General features: G+C 41.4%; 23 protein-coding genes. 4 read left to right on the top strand and 19 right to left on the bottom strand.

The features are described from left to right. The 15 genes from P7J36_RS03185 to P7J36_RS03115 form a co-directional block, all read right to left on the bottom strand. Positions 1 to 197 (bottom strand): helix-turn-helix domain-containing protein (locus P7J36_RS03185; protein WP_408551118.1); only part of this gene is annotated, 197 nt, incomplete at its 3' end. Positions 198 to 650: 453 nt separating this feature from the next. Next, positions 651 to 1,190, bottom strand: a complete 540-nt coding sequence (locus P7J36_RS03180) for a VanZ family protein (RefSeq protein ID WP_408551117.1) — start codon at positions 1,188 to 1,190, stop codon at positions 651 to 653. Then, the gene (gene rlmN, locus P7J36_RS03175; protein WP_012028433.1) at positions 1,187 to 2,299 is read right to left on the bottom strand and encodes a dual-specificity RNA methyltransferase RlmN; all 1,113 of its coding nucleotides are present in this window, start codon (positions 2,297 to 2,299) and stop codon (positions 1,187 to 1,189) included. Before rlmN ends, P7J36_RS03180 begins: the two co-directional genes overlap by 4 nt. An 8-nt stretch (positions 2,300 to 2,307) precedes the next feature. Continuing rightward, entirely contained in the window at positions 2,308 to 2,949 is a 642-nt protein-coding gene (locus tag P7J36_RS03170) for a YutD family protein (RefSeq protein WP_043026531.1), read from the bottom strand. A 187-nt stretch (positions 2,950 to 3,136) separates the two neighbouring features. After that, positions 3,137 to 4,186, bottom strand: a complete 1,050-nt coding sequence (locus tag P7J36_RS03165; RefSeq protein WP_014638484.1) for a SepM family pheromone-processing serine protease — start codon at positions 4,184 to 4,186, stop codon at positions 3,137 to 3,139. Continuing rightward, entirely contained in the window at positions 4,173 to 4,661 is a 489-nt protein-coding gene (gene coaD, locus P7J36_RS03160) for a pantetheine-phosphate adenylyltransferase (RefSeq protein ID WP_002939048.1), read from the bottom strand. The genes P7J36_RS03165 and coaD overlap by 14 nt, the downstream gene beginning before the upstream one ends. Continuing rightward, complete coding sequence (gene rsmD / locus P7J36_RS03155) at positions 4,651 to 5,190, bottom strand: 16S rRNA (guanine(966)-N(2))-methyltransferase RsmD (protein WP_099778722.1); 540 nt, start codon at positions 5,188 to 5,190, stop codon at positions 4,651 to 4,653. Before rsmD ends, coaD begins: the two co-directional genes overlap by 11 nt. 298 nt (positions 5,191 to 5,488) lie before the next feature. After that, entirely contained in the window at positions 5,489 to 6,211 is a 723-nt protein-coding gene (locus P7J36_RS03150; RefSeq protein WP_408562432.1) for a serine protease, read from the bottom strand. A 57-nt stretch (positions 6,212 to 6,268) separates the two neighbouring features. Continuing rightward, positions 6,269 to 6,655, bottom strand: coding sequence for a rhodanese-like domain-containing protein (locus tag P7J36_RS03145; RefSeq protein WP_004194735.1), 387 nt, complete (start codon positions 6,653 to 6,655; stop codon positions 6,269 to 6,271). After that, on the bottom strand, positions 6,655 to 6,873 hold the full coding sequence (locus P7J36_RS03140; protein ID WP_024375849.1) for a YqgQ family protein: 219 nt from the start codon (positions 6,871 to 6,873) through the stop codon (positions 6,655 to 6,657). The genes P7J36_RS03145 and P7J36_RS03140 overlap by 1 nt, the downstream gene beginning before the upstream one ends. A gap of 103 nt (positions 6,874 to 6,976) precedes the next feature. Further along, on the bottom strand, positions 6,977 to 7,579 hold the full coding sequence (locus P7J36_RS03135; protein WP_408562431.1) for a response regulator: 603 nt from the start codon (positions 7,577 to 7,579) through the stop codon (positions 6,977 to 6,979). Next, entirely contained in the window at positions 7,576 to 8,670 is a 1,095-nt protein-coding gene (locus P7J36_RS03130; protein ID WP_408562430.1) for a sensor histidine kinase, read from the bottom strand. The genes P7J36_RS03135 and P7J36_RS03130 overlap by 4 nt, the downstream gene beginning before the upstream one ends. 8 nt (positions 8,671 to 8,678) lie before the next feature. Next, on the bottom strand, positions 8,679 to 9,410 hold the full coding sequence (locus tag P7J36_RS03125) for an ABC transporter permease (protein ID WP_099778719.1): 732 nt from the start codon (positions 9,408 to 9,410) through the stop codon (positions 8,679 to 8,681). Then, complete coding sequence (locus P7J36_RS03120) at positions 9,407 to 10,285, bottom strand: ABC transporter ATP-binding protein (protein WP_104929541.1); 879 nt, start codon at positions 10,283 to 10,285, stop codon at positions 9,407 to 9,409. The genes P7J36_RS03125 and P7J36_RS03120 overlap by 4 nt, the downstream gene beginning before the upstream one ends. 147 nt (positions 10,286 to 10,432) lie before the next feature. Next, positions 10,433 to 10,957 (bottom strand): Dps family protein, encoded by a 525-nt coding sequence (locus tag P7J36_RS03115; RefSeq protein ID WP_029177617.1) that lies wholly within the window; start codon positions 10,955 to 10,957, stop codon positions 10,433 to 10,435. Positions 10,958 to 11,480: 523 nt separating this feature from the next. Between P7J36_RS03115 and P7J36_RS03110 the strand changes: the two genes are divergently transcribed. From P7J36_RS03110 to P7J36_RS03095, 4 genes are all read left to right on the top strand, one after another. Beyond that, positions 11,481 to 11,693: a CsbD family protein gene (locus tag P7J36_RS03110; protein WP_013730504.1), complete on the top strand. Its 213-nt coding sequence runs from the start codon at positions 11,481 to 11,483 to the stop codon at positions 11,691 to 11,693. A gap of 169 nt (positions 11,694 to 11,862) precedes the next feature. Then, entirely contained in the window at positions 11,863 to 12,297 is a 435-nt protein-coding gene (locus P7J36_RS03105) for a low molecular weight protein-tyrosine-phosphatase (protein WP_408562429.1), read from the top strand. A gap of 131 nt (positions 12,298 to 12,428) precedes the next feature. After that, positions 12,429 to 12,851, top strand: a complete 423-nt coding sequence (locus P7J36_RS03100) for an MORN repeat-containing protein (RefSeq protein WP_044688534.1) — start codon at positions 12,429 to 12,431, stop codon at positions 12,849 to 12,851. Beyond that, a complete protein-coding gene (locus P7J36_RS03095) occupies positions 12,841 to 14,640 on the top strand; it encodes an acyltransferase family protein (RefSeq protein WP_408562428.1) in 1,800 nt (599 codons plus the stop codon). The genes P7J36_RS03100 and P7J36_RS03095 overlap by 11 nt, the downstream gene beginning before the upstream one ends. 385 nt (positions 14,641 to 15,025) lie before the next feature. Here P7J36_RS03095 and P7J36_RS03090 read toward each other — a convergent pair whose 3' ends face one another. From P7J36_RS03090 to P7J36_RS03075, 4 genes are all read right to left on the bottom strand, one after another. Further along, positions 15,026 to 15,679: a phosphatase PAP2 family protein gene (locus P7J36_RS03090; protein ID WP_044674249.1), complete on the bottom strand. Its 654-nt coding sequence runs from the start codon at positions 15,677 to 15,679 to the stop codon at positions 15,026 to 15,028. 24 nt (positions 15,680 to 15,703) lie between these two features. Continuing rightward, positions 15,704 to 16,261 (bottom strand): ECF transporter S component, encoded by a 558-nt coding sequence (locus P7J36_RS03085; RefSeq protein ID WP_398582855.1) that lies wholly within the window; start codon positions 16,259 to 16,261, stop codon positions 15,704 to 15,706. Between the two features lie 444 nt (positions 16,262 to 16,705). After that, positions 16,706 to 17,251, bottom strand: coding sequence for a tRNA (cytidine(34)-2'-O)-methyltransferase (locus tag P7J36_RS03080; protein WP_002939238.1), 546 nt, complete (start codon positions 17,249 to 17,251; stop codon positions 16,706 to 16,708). Between the two features lie 386 nt (positions 17,252 to 17,637). Further along, the gene (locus P7J36_RS03075; protein WP_408551109.1) at positions 17,638 to 19,413 is read right to left on the bottom strand and encodes an oligopeptide ABC transporter substrate-binding protein; all 1,776 of its coding nucleotides are present in this window, start codon (positions 19,411 to 19,413) and stop codon (positions 17,638 to 17,640) included. Between the last annotated feature and the right edge of the window lie 88 nt (positions 19,414 to 19,501).

The raw sequence follows: 19,501 nt of genomic DNA, 5'->3' as shown, positions 1-19,501 counted from the left end.
TCCAAGCGGTCAAGCGGAAGTTTGCGAGGACTACGAGCTCGTGGTTTACGATTCAGATGTCCTTCATTTTTCAGCTGTGTCTCCCAACGGTACAAGGTATCGGTTCCAATACCAAATAGGTCACAGGTTTCCTTTTTTGTGTGTCCTGATTGGACATAGGCAATAACGCGTTTTCTAAAATCAATTCCGTAAGTCATAAGTCTATTTTATCACACATCAAATAAAAACTAAACAACTATAAAAGATAAACTGAATGACTAAAGGAAAAAGCCCCCGCAGGAAAAATAACCTGCGAGGGCGTCAATGGACACGGTGCCACCTCACTTATGGACTCGACTAGAAAGTCCATAACTCTATCTCCTCTAACAAGGAGGCGCACGATAAGGGGTGCGGACCGAATTCTCATTGTTTCGAATTCACATACCCAAACATAGATAAAACTGTTTTATACCACCCATTACTACATTTGGCATCAGCCCATTTCGTAAACGACTAGCATCTATTTGCACCAACCATAGACTCTCTTCAGCTAGACTGTTTATTACTTCTTCTGATTACATAGAATTATACGCCACAATTCAAAATAGGTCAAGTGTTTTTTTGAAATTTTCTAAAAAATTTGAAAATTCATTCAATGGTATCTAACCTTTCTATCTGTCGTCTTTTGTTCTCGACATTAGGATGCCAATTCCTTTTTGAAGATAGGTAAATAATAGATAGGCTAAGACACCTCCTAGCGTATTGGTCCAGAGGTCATCCACTTCAAACACTCGCCCCGCATCAATGAGCAGGTCTAACAAGAGCTGGCTACATTCGATAAACAAGCTCATACAAAAACTATAACGAATCACCACTCGAAGGCTCCGCCATTCTTCCCTAAGAAACAAAAGAAGAAAAATCAGAGGGAAAAGTAGAAAAATATTAGTGATGTTTTGCAAGAAAATCCATCCTAGGTCCGCCAAACTATCTACCTTGTCCCCGTTGACGATGCTGTTGAAAGGAGTTGGTAAAAGATAGAGCCGCCCAATTTGAATAATTCCCGGGGTCGAGAAATCCTTATACTGTGGGTACCAAGTCTGAGGTAGAAAACAAAGTAAAACAATAGCCAGAGCATAGGCTCCAGCTAAGGTCTTACAAATCTGTCTTCCTAGCTTGGTCAAGTTTCCATCTGCTTGGAAGAATTTTCTCATGCTCGAATACCTGCCTTTGCTTTTGCGGCTGCAATACGAGCGCGGGCTTTTTCACGGTCTTTCTTGAGCGTATTGGAACGCAATTGACCACAGGCTGCATCAATATCCGTACCATGTTCCTGACGAACGACACAGTTGACCCCATTTTTCTTCAAAACATCAAAGAATGCCAAGGTCCGTTCCTTGGTTGAACGACTGTACTGGTCATGTTCACTAACTGGGTTATAAGGAATCAAGTTGATATAAGACAATTTACGGATGTTCTTGGTTAAGTCAGCTAATTCCTGTGCCTGTTCCACTCCATCGTTGACCTCATTGAGCATAATATACTCAAAGGTCACACGGCGGTTGGTCACTTTGATATAATCTTCGATTGCTTCAAAAAGAACTTCTATAGGGAATTTGCGGTTAATGCGCATAATGCTCGAACGAAGGTCATTATTTGGCGCATGGAGTGAGACAGCCAAGTTAACTTGGACACCTTCACGCGCAAACTCACGAATTTTCGGTGCTAAACCTGACGTAGAAACAGTGATGTGACGGGCACCAATTGCCAAGCCCTTGTCGTCATTAACCACTCGCAAGAAGGTCATAACATTATCGTAGTTATCAAGCGGCTCACCAATCCCCATCACAACGATATGGCTAACACGCTCATTCTGATTGCGCTCATCCAAGTACTTTTGTACCAACATAATCTGAGCCACAATCTCACCGCTAGTCAAGTCACGTTGCTTGGGAATCAATCCAGATGCACAGAATGTACAGCCGATATTACAGCCAACTTGTGTTGTTACACAGACTGAAAGGCCATAGTGCTGGTGCATGAGAACTGTCTCAATCAACATGCCATCTGGCAGTTCAAAAAGGTATTTGATAGTACCGTCCTTAGACTCCTGTACAATCCGTTGTTTGAGCGGATTAACTACAAAATGTTCTTCCAACTTTTCAATCAAAGATTTTGGCAAGTTGGTCATTTCCGCAAAAGATTGGACACGAGAACGGTAAAGCCATTCCCAAATTTGAGTGGCACGGAACTTCTTCTCTCCGTTTTCTAAAATCCAATCAACCAGATTGGCTTGACTAAATGCATAAATTGATGGTTTCATATTTCTCCCTATTTCTGGCGGATAACAAAGTTACGCTTCACTTCATTCATCTCACGCTTGCTCTGCTTACGCTCACGTTTTTGAGAACGCTCCGCTTGACTCGCCTTAACACCAGCATTCTTCATAGTAAAATGACGCTGTTCCGACTGTTTGTTTTGCTGCTTCCCTTTTTTCTGACGGTCATTGCGATTACTTTTGTTTTCTTTTGGCGCAATAGGCTCCGTCCGCTGCTGATTTCTGTTCCGATTGCGAGAACGACTCCGCTTCCGACGCGGTCTATCCTCCTCCTCAGCAGGCAAGTCTTGTGGATTCGGATTGGCTAAGACGAAATAAGCACAACCAAAATTACAATACTCCGTCAAATAGTCGTCCAAGCGGCTGATTTTTAAGTCTGATTTAACATTTTTATCGTCTGTATAGAATCCCCTTAATCTCAGCTGCTCATTGCCCCAATCTCCCACAATATAATCAAATTTGAGCATGAGTTGTGAAAAACGTTGACCAAAAATCGTCTGGTCAAAAGCATTCTTGTAATCTTCCAAAAGGTCCAATTCAATATTTTCAGATACAACCTTATCTCCGACACGAGCAAAACTCGGGCCAGGGTATTTATTATAGTTATACATTTCAGGTGAAATTTCTTTTTTCATTTGTCCTCCTATCTTATAAAATCTTCATACGTAAAAATCATTTGATTAATAATCTATCTGGTCAGAATCTAAATTCTCACACTTAACCTTATTATTATAACACGATTTATCTGGAAATTCTCCTACTTTACTATTTAGGAGAAATTTCTGACAATTATAATATTATTCTCTAGCAAAAAAGGACGATTTACTCGCCCTTCGTTTTCTTCAAATAATCAATAGCCTCTTGAACAGTTTTCACAGGAACTACCTCAATATCCAATCCTGCTTTCTCCGCAGCTTCTTTAGCTTCCTCATAGTTGGTTTTAGCCTTTGGATCTTCCTTCAAAACTTCCACATCAACCGGATTATTTGGTACGAAAAAGATACTTGCACCTGACTTAGCTGCTGAAATAACCTTCTTATCAGCCCCACCAATGTCACCTACTTTTCCATCCTGTTCGATAGTCCCCGTACCAGCAATAATTCGACCATCACGTAAGTCAGGCTCTGCGAGTTGAGTATAGATGGCAAGTGTAAACATCAGACCAGCACTTGGACCACCAATATCTCCCGTTTGGAAATCAATAGGAATCGAACTTTGAACCTCTGTATGATCTACGAGAGTGATGCCTATCCCGTTTTTGCCATTAGACAATTTGATAATTTTACCGTCCGCAGATTTTTCCTGACCAGCGCTAATATAACCAACTGTTACATCACTTCCAAGTTCCAAGCCACTCACATATTTAATCAAATCAGGAGAAGACTCAAATGTTTTTCCATTGATACTCACAACAGTGTCGGCAATATTAAGAACTTTTTTAAAGGTCGAATCATCCGCCAAGGCAAGTACATAGACACCAAAGAAATCAAGATTGACTTCTTTTCCTGCCAAGGTCAAACCTTGGTACTTCGCCATATTTTGCGATGTCTCCATGTAAAACTGTGCTATACGGAAATACTCTTCATTGTCGGCCCCTCCTGTCATCTCTTCAGAGGAACGAACTGTCGTATAGGGATCAAACTGAGCAGCGAATAGTTGTAAAGCTGTAGCTTGTTGGACTGATACATAGGTAAAGTTGTAAGAGCCATCCTCTTGGTCTATTTGATTGTTCACCGTTAGTACCTGACGAATATCGGCAGCTCCACCTGGACTTTCCAAATAATAAGGCAGACGAACAAAAACGGCAAACCAAATCAAAAGAGTTCCTAAAACAATAGATGCAATTAAGGTTAACTTCCTATTTTTCTTCATTCTTTCTAATCTCCTCACTAACAATTTCTGGAACATAAGGGCCTATATCCTGTTTGAAATACAGCAATTCTCGAACCTGGCTGGATGATACGAACTTAAGCTCTGGCTTGGCGATTAAATAAATAGTTTCCAAATCTGGCGCCAACTGACGATTGTAAAAATCAAAACTTGACTCATATTCCAAATCGGTCGCATTACGCAATCCTCGGACCAAATGTGTTACTCCATAGCGCTTAGCTACATCGACTACCAATTCATTTTCAGACAGAACGACCTCGATATTCTCCATTCCTACAAAAAGCTTCTCCAAAATGGCTTTTCTCTCCAAGCCCGTCAAGAGTCCTGCCTTTTTAGGATTGGTAAAAACTCCCACATATAATTTATCAAATAGTCCACTCGCTCGTTCAATTAAGTCCAAGTGTCCATTGGTAATGGGGTCAAATGAGCCCGTAAATAATCCAATCTTATCTGACATATACTGTTACCTTACTAATTCCGTAGAGTTTTTCTTTCCATATCCCCAGCTCTGCTATTTCCTCCGGAAGAGAGACCGCCTTATCCGTTTCGCAGACTACCATAACATCATCTGCTAGTAAGTCACGGTGACAAAGTTCTGTTATCACATCTTCAATTTCCTGCTCTGCATAAGGAGGGTCCAAGAATACCAGGTCGAAAGGCCCTTCCACACTGTTCAAAGCCTGTCTAGCTTCCATTGCTAGAAGCTGAAATTTATCTGCTTCCTTAGTCATTGCAATATTTTCACGGATAATGGCTTGTGCTCGTCGATCTCGCTCAACCAGAACTGCTGACTCCATGCCACGAGATATAGCCTCGATAGATAAACCACCACTGCCGGCGTACAAGTCAAGAACTCTACCACCCTCAAAATAGGGACCAATCATATTGAACATGGCTCCACGGACCTTATCCGATGTCGGTCTGGTTGTTTTTCCATCTAACGTTTTCAGTGGTCTTCCACCATAGCTTCCCGATACAATTCTCATAAGGTATATTATAGCAAAAAATGAAGCTCATTGCTGAAACCAAGTGCACTTCCTGCTTTCCTTTTTGCACCAACTTTTTCAACATTCTACCAAATACACTCTCAACCGCTATAGTAGGAAATCATTCTCGCACTATTCAACAAAATGGTAAAAATAAAAAGCAAGGAAATTCTGTTTTACGCGAAATTCCTCACTTTTATCGTATGTATTAAAACTAGATTGTTACAAGAAAAAATTGGTGTTGAAATACAAATAGCTATTTTTTCCAGTATGCTAATACACCCCGTAGCTAAAAAGCCTACGGATTATCTGGTGAACTCTCGTCAGCTGTTGGAACTGTTTCCACTGACTCAACCAGGCTGGTTGTTGAATCCGTCGTTTCCGCCGGGGTTTCAGAAACTGTTGGAGTTTCTACCACAGGTGCTCCTTCACTAGTCGGAGGCACTGAAGTACTTGTACTAGTTGACACCACACTGCTTGTATACTGGCTTGTTGAACTCACACTTTGATTTCCATATATATTTTGATTAGGCACTACATAGGATTCTTGTGAGGTCTCACTAGCTTCAGCAAGGTCCGTTGACTGACTAGTCCCTGTTTCAGATACTTTTTTCTCATCAGCTACTTTTTGGGCTGCTTCCGCCCTGACCAACTCCGCTTTTAGCTTAGCCTGTGTTTGAGCATCTGTCTGCTGTCCCACTAGCTCTTTTACTTGGTCAATCCGTTTCTGTAATGCTGCTTTTTTAGTCGCATCCGTAACCTTGTTTACTGCAGATTGTGCCTCTGCAAGTTTCTCTTCAGTATGTGTTCCTTCTAATACAATGACAGCATTCTCAGCATCCTGAAATAATGTATCAACCGTTTTTTTCTGATTGGGCACTTGCTGTACTGTCTTTGTATCGCTTGTTTCGCTTTGAGCATTTTTATACCAACTAGCGCCTAAGCTAATCAATAAAATAAGTCCCATAAAAGAAATAATGCCAATTTCTGCCAATGACAACTTTTCAAATTTCTTTTCCATATTTTTTGCCCTTATCCGTCTTATTGCATAAGAAAATACTCTAGCCTACTGACAATGCTACTTAGTCGTTTTTACCTTACCATTCCATCCGTTTAGACCATAGCTTAAAATATAGATTTCATTAAAGCCCTGTTTCTTCAGATGAAGGGCTGCAGGCGTTACCAACTGACCACGATCATTCTCATAGATTAAGACAGGTCTGTCCTTACGCAAAGCAGCTGTAGACTGGCGCAATTGCTGGTAAGGAATATTTCTCGCGCCTAAGATATGCTTACGATTAAACTCACTCGGATCTCGCAGGTCAATCAACTGACCTCCGTGTATCTTTTCTGCAAATTCTGCATTATCAATCACCGTCGCCGCACGGCGCAATCTCCAGTAATTAAAGCCCATCCAGGCTCCCAATACTGCCAAAAATACTAAAAATACCCAAAATGTTTCCATCACTCATTCTCCCTTGATTTCTGATACTCTAATTCCAAACGATGTTCCCGTCGCAAGACCAATTCGGCCTCCATGTAGTCCATCCTATCCAGAAGACCAGCCTGATAAACGCGATTGAGCTCTATCTGCATCATCTCGATGTCATAGAGACGATTGCCCATATAGATGATAATACCAAAGCGTTTTAGCAACTGTTGCACATCGTATAGTCGTTTCATATAGAAAATTTTAGCAAAATATCCAAAGTTTTTCAATATAAAAACTCAAGTGCTGTTTCCTTGCATTCATCAAAAAAGATTGGGTTCTCCCCAATCTCATTCGTTATGCTATCCAACCCTTTTCCTGTGCAATCTTAACAGCGGCGGTGCGGTTTTCGGCACCTAGTTTGGACAGGATAGAGGTCATGTAGTTGCGGACTGTCCCGTCAGACAGGTAGAGATGGCTGGCGATTTCCTTATTGGACAGACCTTCTGCCACCAGCTTAAGTAGCTGACTTTCTTGGGCTGTCAAGGGACTGCGTTGTGTCAGGAGAATGTCCATCAACTCTGGTGAATATTCCTTCCGCCCCGCCAAGACCGTTTCAATGGTTCGCATAAGGTCCGAAATGGACCGTTCCTTGAGCACATAGGCATCCACATCTGCCTTGACTGCCCGCTCGAAATAGCCCGGTCGCTTGAAGGTGGTCATGATGACAACCTTGACAGGCAAGGCTTGCCCCCGCACCCATTCCAAGACATCCAGCCCCGTCTTCTCAGGCATTTCAATATCTAATAGTAGCACATCTACTTGCTCTTTTTCCAAAAGAACAATGGCCTGACTGCCATTTTCTGCCTGTAAAACAGCCTCAACCGCATCTTGAAAACCCAAGAGTTGACAGAGGGCGTCCCGCAGCATTGCTTGATCTTCTGCGACTAAGATTCTCATTCTACCACCTCCTCAAACGGAATTCGGATGGACAGGCGGGTGGGCTTGGCCAGAGAAAGGAACTCCAAACTTCCTTTCACCGTTACCAACCTGTCTTTTATGGTATGCAATTCCTGACCAGTCAACTGGGCAAAGCCCACACCATTGTCTTCGTAGTGTAAAACCAATTCTTGCTGGTCTTTTTCAAAAACCAAACGGCACTTGCTAGCCTGGCTATGTTTGAGCAGGTTATTGGCCAACTCTCTCAGCACCATAGCCAGCTTGTTCTGGACAGGCAAGCTGAGCTGCTCCGCTATTTCCCCGCCCAAGACAACTAAGTCCACTCCTGCCAAGTCCAACATCTGCTGCAAAATCTGAAGCTCCTCTGCCACGGTGTGCTGCTTGAGGGACTGGACAATCTGGCGGACTTCCTGCATGGAGTCCTTAGCCAAGGTCTGAAGGGCTGCCACCTCCTTCTTGGCCTGGTCAATCTGGTCGTGTTCTAAAAGTGTCTGGACCAGCTCAGCCTTGACAGACAGCATGGCAAAGACATGACCCAGCGTATCGTGCAAGTCCTGACCGATACGGTTGCGTTCATTCTCAGCCAGCAGGAGATTGATGGAAGCATTCTGCTCCTGTAGGCGTTGCTGAAGGGCTGCCCGCTTGGTCTCAATCCAGCTGAAAATCAGCAAGGCCAAGCCGAAAAAGTGAATAACAAGTGCAAAGGCCCGCATTTCAAAGGGAATAGGGCCAAAGAGAGACCACAGGATAATAGCCAGCAACAAAATCCCGTAAGACACCGTCCGATAGGTCGGTCGATTCTCTTTATAATACCAGCCCAGCATATTGGACAGGTTGTAGATAAAGAGTGAAAATTGCAGATTGCCCCAAAAGCTCATGACGGCGATATAGCCAATCAGGTAAAACCAAGCCAGCATGGAATAGAGCTTATGGTCAGTGTAAAACAGAGAACAATAGACCAAGGCAAAGAGAATAGTCGCTAGGACAACTGCCGTCGGATTGGGACTATACTGGGCATAGTAAAAGGGAAAATAGAGAAAGACCATGCCCACGAAGAACATGAGTGGTACCTTTCTTTTTTCAAATATCATCTGTCACCTCACTGTTGCTCCGATTTTCTATTCAGTATCAGAGCAATTCCTAAGAAAATTATCGCATAGCCTAGGACAATTAGCAAGGATTTCCAGAGAAAATCTCCCTCTTGGGCATAGGTGGTCACCAGCTGGTTGACATGGTAGCTAGGCATAAGTTTGCAAATCCGCTGCACCCAGTCTGGAAAGAGAGAGACAGGCATCCAAGAGCCACCCATGATAGCAAGGACAAAATAGAGTAGATTGGCCACCACCGACATGGTTTGTTCCGACTGAATTTGCACCAAGAGCAAGCCAATAGCTAGAAATACGATAGAGGTTACTAAAAGTAAGAGAGCCGAAATTACCCATTCTTGAGCTGTCATCTCTACACCCTTAACTAAGCCACCCACCGCAAAGACAATGGCAATAGAAGACACAAAGCAGAGCAAAACCCGCACGAGTTTGGAAAGATAGTATTGCCAGATTGGCAAGGGCGAATGCTGGATAAAGGTCAACCAGCTATTTTTTCTGTCCTCTGCCAGCATCGTTGGAAAGGTGAAAAGGGCAAAGCCCGACATGGAAAAACCTGTCATGGTCAGCATATAGGACTGGATAAAGGCCTTTTGCATGGCCACATCGTCAAACTGGACCGTCGATGAGAAAATCAGGAAAAAGACGACAGGCATGCCGATAGATAGGAGAAAAACTCCCAAACTTCTGGATAATTTAATGCTTTCTACTTGCAGCAATGCTTTCATAATTCTTCCTCCCTTGTCTTGTCAAATAGGCTATTAAGCAGGGTTTTGTTCTGAACCTCTAGGTCTGAAATCCGACAACCTGCCTCCTGCAAGCTAGCCCAAACCTGCTCAATAGCTCGGGTCTTAAAGCTAACCGTGTCTTGTTTATAGCTAATCTCATTGATTTCAGCCAAGCTCTCCACCACCGCCGCAAAAGCAATCGGCAATGTCACTTCTTTTTCTTGCTCCTCACTCCGCATAGCAAATGGCGTGGTATCCCTTAGTAACCGCCCCTGGTGCAAAACCAAAATCCGCTCCGCCGTATGCTCCACTTCCTCGATATAGTGGCTGGTATAAAAAATGGTCACACCATGATCCTTGAGCTCATGGACAATCTCCCAAAAACGCTGGCGGGTCGAAGTATCCATGCCCGCCGTCGGCTCGTCCAAGAAGAGCAGCTTGGGCTTGCCAATCAGGCAGATGACGAAAGCCAAGAGCCGTTTCTGACCACCCGATAGCTTACCTGCCAGTTGATTTTTTTGCTCTGGGGAAAAGCAGAGCAGACTGTCGATTTCCACATCTGTCAGACTATCCTTGTAGATGGCTTGGAAAAAGCGGAGCAATTCCTTGACCTTCAGGTCTGTCGGAATGGCATTTTCTTGTGGTAAGACTGCCACCTTTTCCTTATTAGACTGAGCCTGTGGAGCCAGACCGTCCAGCAAGACCTGGCCTTTCGTCGCTTTCCTATCTCCCAACAAACAAGACATAAGCGTCGTTTTTCCAGCCCCGTTTGGACCGATTAAAGCCACACATTCTCCTGACTTAATTTCAAAGGAAATATTGGACAAAATCGTCCGTCCTTTGATGACTTTTTCTAGTGCTTGTACTTCTATCATTTTTCTACCTCCTACTTCTTGAACATCTTACATACATAGTATATCTCGAAAATGAAGCCCGCACTAGAAGCCTTTGTCATTGACTCATGTGACAAATGTCATATCGTATCTGCATCAAAAAAGAGTCCTACTGGACCCTTCAACTATTTACAATTTCGGAGCTTGTCCTAGTTCGGCCTGCAGCATCCAAATATGTTTTTCAATACTTGCCTTAGCCACATTGAAAATGTCGTTGGTTACGCTGTCACCTTCTTCGTCGCTGACATCAAATCCCTTCTGGAAAAGAGTTGCTAAATAGCGAAACACCTCTACCACACGCGCCAAATGCTCTTCAATCGTTACATTGTAATCACCAGGAACTTCTTTGAGCTGACTATTTTCACTAAACTCTTTAAGGGTAGAAAACGGTGCCCCACCTAAGGTGATTAAACGCTCACTCATCTCATCCAAATAACCATCAATTTCTTCCATATATTCATCCATCTTTGGATGCCAAATCATAAAGCCACGACCACGCATATACCAATGAACTTGATGGAAGATAGAGTGGGCTACTGATAAATCAGCCACCGCTTGATTCAAAACTGCCTTAGTATCAGCCAATGCTACTGATTGACGCGGGCTGAAGGAAGCAATTTCTGCTGGAGATTGATAATATTTTTGTTTCATCATATATCATCCTTTCTTTTATTTATAATTATTATAAATAAAAGAAGAAAAAAATGCAAGAATTATCCCTCATCCTCTGACTTATTGGCAGACAAATCCCTTGCTATATTAACTTATATACGTTAGACTAGTAAGTAAGAATAGTATGTGGGAGTGGGAAAGAACTCGACTAGTTCAAAAAGAGTTCGTCAACAAGTCTTTATTTCTAGTTGTTGAGCTGAAACAGTCTATTCCAAGACTGTTTCACTCCCACCCCCGCACAGCTCCAACAGTCAGAGTAGTGACTGTTGGAGGTTGGAGATATAGCGAACAAAGTTCGCATCAGTCGTAGTGGCCAGATTTGGAGTGCAAAACACGAATTGCTGAGATTTGCTTCGCAAATCCTATCTCCAACCTTTAACAGTCCACTGGACTGTTAAACCCAATCAACCACTGCGCTGAGATGTTGACACGAGCTCTGAGAAGTGGTCCTGGGCTTGTTGCCCAGCCTCATCGCCCCCATATGTGTATATCAAGGAGGGATTTTATGTCAGAAGAAAAATTTGACGCAAAACTAGAACAGCTATCTGGCTCTGCAAAAGAGGTAATTGGTAAGCTGACCGGCGACAAGGAAATCGAAGTTGAAGGGCTTGTTGAGAAAGGAATTGGCAAAGCAAAAGAGCTAGTCGAAGATGCAAAAGATGGGCTTGAAGGTGCCATTAACGGCATCAAAAAAGCTTTCGACAAAGAAGAGAAATAAACAAAGAGTTCAATATAGGTAGGATTGGTCGTGCACTGTTTGATAATGAACATTACACTTAATTTGGTCTTTTACCTATAGCCCGAACAAAAATATGCAAGAGAGGGGAACTCAGACATTTACCTGTCGAGTCTGCCTTCTCTTTTCTTATGCCACGAAAGGAGAATCTATGAAAAAAATCGTTTTTGTCTGTCTTGGAAATATTTGTCGTAGCCCTATGGCTGAATTTGTCATGAAAGATTTGACAAATCAATTTCACATTGAAAGCCGTGCTACTTCAAACTGGGAACATAGTAATCCTATCTACCCTGGAACACAGAAAATTTTCCAAAAGCACAAGATTCCCTATGACAAGACCAAAACTTCTCAACAAATCTCTCAAGCAGACTTTGAGGAATTTGATGTTATCATCGGTATGGACGGCAATAATGTCCGAGATTTACAGAAAATGGCGCCAGCACATGCCCAAAAGAAGATTTTTCAATTCGCAGAAAAATCCGTACCAGACCCTTGGTATACTGGAGATTTTGACGAAACCTACGAAATGGTAAAGAAAGGTTGCCAAGACTGGTTGGACAGGTTACAGTCATTTGACCAAGAATAAGATTTTCTATGTAATATTTTTGTAATATTTGTAAAAAAATGGTAAACTATTTCTGACTGAACTGATAATTTCTTACTGTATCCTAGAAAGAACTGATTAGCGTCGGTCAAATCCTATGAAAGAGTAAAACGATGAAAGAGTTCAAATTACCTAGTATAAAATGGCATGATATAACAAGTCATTTCACCCGTCCAAAACTTGAAATCCTCTCCCTTATTATCATCCTCATCTGTGCCCTCTCTGTATTTACAGGGCGAATTGCCAGCAAGCAAGCCATGACTTTCAATAATGGCGCCCTGCAGTACAACGGTTATGTGGTCGCAAATAAAATGAATGGTCAAGGAAAATTGACCTTTGATAATGGAGATGTCTACGAAGGACAATTTACAAATGGAATTTTCCACGGTCAAGGAACCTACACATCTGCAAGTGGGTGGGTTTATACCGGGCAATTTAAAAACGGCTATGCCGATGGAAAAGGAAAATTGACCACCGAAGGACAGGCTATCTACGAAGGAACTTTTAAACAGGGGATTTATCAATATGAAAATTAAATGGTTATCCGTTATACGTGTGATTGGATTAGTCTTTGTCCTACTCTATCATTTCTTTATCAAATATTTCCCAGGTGGCTTTGTGGGGGTTGACCTCTTCTTTACCCTGTCTGGATATTTGACAACCGCCCTTTTGATTGATGAGTTTGCAAAACATAAAAAAATAGATATTGTCAGCTTTTTCAGAAGAAGGTTCTATCGAATTCTCCCCCCTCTGGTTTTAACGATTCTTTTGGTTCTTCCACTTGCTCTGCTTGTCCGCAATGATTTCATTGCCAATATCGGCAATCAGATAGCCGCTGCGCTCGGATTCATGACAAACTTCTTTGAAATTCTATCAGGTGGTAGTTACGAGAATCAATTTTCACCTCATCTATTTATGCATACTTGGACACTAGCCATAGAAGTTCAGTATTACCTTGTCTGGGCTGGTTTAGTTTGGTATCTGACTCGCATCTCAAAAAGTGTGGGGCAACTACGTGGATCAATTTTTCTAACATCTATAAGCCTCTTCTCGCTAAGTTTTTTAGCAATGTCTATCTCAAGTTTCTTTGTGGATAATTTCTCAACCATTTACTACTCGAGCTTCACACATACCTTCCCATTCTTCCTCGGAAGCATTCTCGCAACCATCGCTGGTATCGGAAATACAACAACTGCCTTCCAGCAACAAGTGAATACATTGAGTATCAAACAAGCTATAGGTCTGTTTCTTGGAGGACTAGGAGTAGAACTTCTTCTTCTCTTTACTCTTCAATTCAGTTCCATCTGGACCTATCTAATTGGTTTTCTTCTATCCAGTTTAGCTACAGCAACTATGATTTTTGCTGCTCGGGTACTTCACGAGAAAACCGAAGATGTCAAAGAACCTGCAATTATCCTCTTCTTTTCAAGTATTTCTTATGGTATCTACCTCTTCCATTGGCCCTTGCTCATTATCTTTACACAACTGACAAATGCCACTATCGCTGCGGGATTATCCTTTGTTTTTTCTACTATCCTATCAACTATTTCCTTCTATATTCTAGAACCATACATTGCTGGAAAAGTAGGAAGCTTGTTTGGATTAGCCATGGATTTGAAACCATATAAAAAGTGGCTTCTTGGTAGCTTTGCTTGCTTGACCATAGTTGGCTTAGGTATCTGTCTGTTTGCACCAAAATTAGGAAGTTTTGAACAAGAGAGCATGGTTAGCAATCTTTATCAAGCTCAGACCCAACTAAATACAACACGATCTGCTGCTGAAAACGCTAAAGCTACTAGTTTTGAAATTCAAAAAGGAGTTATCATCTTTGGCGATTCTGTTACTGTTCGCGCAAGTGCTGCCATACAGACCGCGCTACCAGATGCACAGATCGATGGAACTGTCAGTCGAAATCTCTCTGAAATTGCTAAATTGATAAATCTTTATAAGCAAAATAATAGCTTGAAAGAGACTGTAGTTGTAGCCCTAGGTACAAATACTACGGATAATTATCAGGAACTACTAGACCAGCTAGTCAAAGATTTTCCTAAAGGACGTCGCCTTATTTTTGTCACTCCTTACGATGGAAACTTCCCTCCGAGCGAATCTATTTCTTATCAAACTGGTCAATACGAGAAAGAATTGGCTGAAAAATATGATTACATTTCCATTGCAGACTGGTATCAAGTTGCAAAGGATAATCCACCAATTTGGTACAATACCGACCTTGTTCATTTCAATCTTGAAAGTAATGGAGGCGAAGTCTTCGCCCAAACGATAAAAAATGCTGTTGAAGCCGTTGCTGATGGCCCAATCAAAAACTAGATTTATACATCATCATCCTCTGAGAATTTCTCGGAGGATTTTTGCACGATTTTCCGATAAGTCCAGTGCGAACTCTAAGAAATGGCGCTGTGCCTGAGCTCAGTCTCAATAAATCTTGTGAAATAAGCCACTTCTACAAAGGACGGAAAAGCGAAGTAACGATATAGTCGAATGAATTAGCTTTCAGACAAGGAACTGAGGTGCAGGTTGCTAGCACAGCCTAGTGGCTGTGCTAGGTTGGAGATATAACTTGCAAAGCAAGTCACTTCTACAGGGTACGGCAAGACGAAAGTGACGATGTATCAAAGTTAATTCAAATGACTATAATAGAAAGATGACAAGTTAAAACTCCTACCTTTTACAGTAGGAGTTGGTGTCAAATTGACTATTTTTGCTTACTTTGGAAACGCCATTCAAAGCGTTTTTGGTCATAAAATGGATACATCATTTGTAAAAGAGTGACGGCAAGTAGCCAACCGCCGATAATATCTGTCGGGTAGTGAACCCCAATATAGATACGGGATACAGCTACTAGAACAGCAAGTAGAATCAACACGGCTTGTAGCACAAGTCTAGCTATGCCTTTCTTCATCCTCTGGTGAACAATAATAACAACTGCTCCTGCAATCATCATAGTTGATGCAGTATGCCAGCTAGGAAATGAGTAACCGATGGTATCAATCAACCATTCAATACTTGGACGCGGACGTTGGTAGACATATTTCAGGGCTGTGGATGCCACACCCATCGCCGCAAAACTAGCAAGTAGGAAATAAGCTTCTATCTTCCATTTTTTATAGTAGTAAAAGATAGCAGCTAGAATCAAGGTAATAGCTAAAATAATAACTGTATTTCCTAAAACAGTAATAGAGGTCCAAAATTGACTGGCTCCACTTGGTAAATTTCCACGAATGGCAGACTGGACAGTTGAGTCAAAACCTGCTAGGGTAGTAGGATAAAATTTTACTACATAGCCCAATATCACAAAGGCTAGAGCAAAAAAAGATGCATTTCGTAAATGGATTTGTTTATTCTTCATACAGTATAGTTTACCTTATAAAGGTTAAACTTTCTTTAAAATAGGTTGGGCTGCTTTGTAACAGATATAAAATATTGCTGAAAGCACAATCCCTTGTAAAAGATTAAAAGGAAGTACCATCATCAAAAGATAGTTAGTCAGACCCAAGATTTCTTTAATATCAAAATTTGCAAAGGCTGCATAAACAGGCACCGCATAAACGTAATTTAATACCAGCATCACTGCTGTCGAACCAATTGTCGCAACAGCGACTGCTTTTAAATAATTTTTTAACGTTTGTTCATTTTTCCAGAAATAGGCTACTGCTAAAATGAAAACTGACAAAGCTGCAATATTCATCGGTAAGCCAATAATTGTCGATGGTCCCTGATTATTTAAAATCAGTTTGAGAAAAGTTCGTACCAAAAGGATAGCAAAACTAGACTTCATATCTAGAACAAGCAGACCAAATAAAATCGGTACGAGAGAAAAATCCACTTCCAGGAAACTGGCTGTTGGAATCAGCGGAAATTTCAAATACATGAGCAGAAAGGATACTGCTGAGAGAATGGCGATAATCGTCATTTTGCGTGTGTTTGTCATAAGGTTCCTCCAATTTTTGAAAATTGAAGAAGCGTGGAAGAGCAGGCAAAAAGCCTCCACTTCGTCTTCTCCCATCCAGACTTTACTGTCGGTTGTGGAATTGCACCACATCAGCTTTCGCTCGCAGACTGTACGTGTCTTTCTTTCTATTTTATGGCTTCGTTAAGTCGGCTTGACATACCTTAGTATAGTCTGCACCTCCTTGCCTAGCCCTAAAATGAAACAAAAACACTTTTTTTGAGTGTTGCTTAAGATTTTTCTATCAGTCTAGGCGACAAGGCGAAGGCATAACTGGAGTTAGGCAAGCCTGGTCAACGACGAATGAGAGAAAAAGAAAAGCAAGAATCAAAAAAATCACTGCCGGTCGGGAATCTCACCCTGCCCTGAAGACTATTTCATCATACCAAAAAAGCCTTGCATTTGCAAGAGCTTGGTAAGTTTTCACTATTTTAACTTGTCCCCATCATAGGTGTGAACCAAATCTAGACCAGCGAACTGTTGCTGCCGAAGAGCCTCATATACAATCATACACGCTGTATTAGAGACATTAAGACTACGCACATGTTCATCATTCATTGGAATACGGATAGCCTTTTCTGGATGTTCACGCATAAAATCTTCTGGCAAGCCCTTATCTTCACGACCAAATAAGAAATAATGAATGTTCCCATCATTATAGTCTTCATCCGAATAGGTTTTATCAGCAAATTTAGATACTAAGTGAACACGTCCTTGTTTGCTGGCATAATCCATAAATTCTGCTAAATTGTCATAGAAGCGAACATCTAACTTATCCCAATAATCTAGTCCTGCACGTTTCATCTTACGGTCATCAATTGGAAATCCCATAGGCTTAATGATATGGAGAGGACTATTGGTTGCAGCACAAGTTCGAGCAATATTGCCTGTATTCTGTGGAATCTGTGGTTCAAATAAGACAATGTGGTTTTTGGCTGTTTCTTCTATATACTCTAATGTTTCAATATTCATAAGGACCTCTCTGGTGACATTTCACTAAACACGAATACCCTCGAAAATCAAATCCAAACCATGTCAGCTGCATTTTACCGTATACCAGTACAGTCTGCTGCTTGTTTTCTAGTTTCTTTTTTTGATTTTCATTGAGTAAAAAGACTCGACTGTCTCCTATGGCAAGAAAGACAAAAAAATAGCCACACTGCCCGGAGTCAAGCTCAGCAAACAGCATGGTGAATGATGATTCATTCACTTAACTCACAACAGGTTTGAGTTAAATCAATGAAATCGTGATACTATTGTAGCTTAAAGAAGGCTGAAAATCAAGAGTTTTGCCCCATTTTTTTCAAATTTTCATAGAAAATGAAAAAGGAGAGCAAATAAACTCCCCTTTCTTACATTTATTCTGCTGCAATCCCTTTTTCCGCAGTCAACTCAAGATTTTCATGGCCTGATTTACTGTCCGAACCGATATAAACGTCGTAATATTTAACGCGTTTGTTAACGGCAGTAATACTTTCACGTTCAAAGGTTGGAATTGCAAAGGCTTGTTCGAAGGCATATTCTTGCCAAGCTTTGTAGTTTTCAATATTTTTTTGTTCGTCAAATGACTCAGCAGAGGTAATTTTATTTAAAAGTGCTGTGTTTTCATCTGAAACGAAGCGAGTATAGTTGTACATCGCTTCAGGTCCCCACAATGATGTCGGGTCTGGATCTAGGCCGGCAATCCAAGCAGCAAGATAGACATCAATCCCCTCATCATTGGCAGCAATTGATTCATAGAAAGTATTGTACTCAATAGTTCTTCCTGTATAGAGTTCCACATTCAAACCAATTTCTTTCCACCATGTAAGGTATTGCTGTACCATGGTTTCTTGCGTTTCGGTTGATTTCTGTGCTGCAACACTGATGGTAAGCGGTTTTCCATCAGCATCTTCACGCATACCGTCTCCATCTACGTCTTTATATCCTGCCTCATCGAGAAGTTTTTTAGCCTTTTCAGGATTATAACTATAGCCAGCTAGTTCTGAATCGTGAACATCTCCAAAGAAAGAGATAATTAGTGAGTTTGTCGGATGATACAAGCCGTTATATAATTTCTCTCCAATCACCGCATTGTCCAACGCATATCCCATTGCTTGACGCAATTTAACATTATTCATCTTAGCATTAGGATTGGTCACATTTTTACCGCTGGTCTCATCGTACTTACCAAGATTGAAGCCGATATAGTTGTAGATACCTTCTAAGCTACCTAGCAAGGTAATGTTTGACAAATCTTTGTAAGATTCATATTGATCTGTCGGCATTTCAGCCAAATCATAGTTTCCGGCTTTCATCTCAGAAACGATGGTGTCTGGAGAAACGATATCAATCTTGTAACTATCTAGCTTGACTTTGCCTTTGAAGTAATATTCATTAGGCACATAGGTAACAGATTCACCGCTGACAATTTCCTTTACCTTGTAAGGTCCCATCCCAACAACTTTGGCAGTACGAGCATAGTCACTTGATTCCCAATCTTTGACTGCAATGTCTTTAAAAATGTGTTTCGGCATGACTAAATAAGGTACACCCCCACCTGCATACATCATAGAAGGCGACATCTCTTTGACAGTCAGAACAACTGTATAGTCGTCAACTTTCTTGACGCCAGAAATTTCACTAGCTGTTCCTGCCTGTAGCTCTTCAAAACCAACAATATTGGTGTAGGTTGTATCAGCACGGACACCAGTATAATCAGGACTAGCTAACTGCTCAATGGTGAAAATATAGTCATCGATAGTAAATGGCTTCCCATCTGACCACTTGTAATCCTTGCCTGTCAAACTAACAGTGACAGTCTTGGCATCCACATCAAATTCAGCCTTGGCAAGTCCGGAATCATCCAATTTACGGTCTGCATTATAGCCAAACATAGAAATATCAACCATAGAGGCAAACGGAGCATCCACTCCCGTCTGAGCAAGCTCATCTAACAAAATACCCGTGGATGGTGCAGAAGCAACCAAGGCATACTTAAACTGCCCACCACTAATTGCCTGACCTTCATGGGTCACTTCAGATTCAAAAGATAAATCAATTGAGCTCGTGCTTTCTTTACTTTGACAAGCTGCTAAGATTGCTAGGGAAAGCAAGCTAACCCCTGCAAGAGCAAATTTCTTCATTTTTTTCATATCTCTACCCCTTTATATTATTTCAATTAGTATAGCACATTTTAGAATATTTATGCAAGATTCTTTTAAAGAAAATTCGTTTTTTGCT

The sequence above is a fragment of the Streptococcus suis genome (assembly GCF_046032115.1).
Taxonomy (GTDB): domain Bacteria; phylum Bacillota; class Bacilli; order Lactobacillales; family Streptococcaceae; genus Streptococcus; species Streptococcus suis_AJ.
This window is presented reverse-complemented; position numbering and strand designations above follow the sequence as displayed.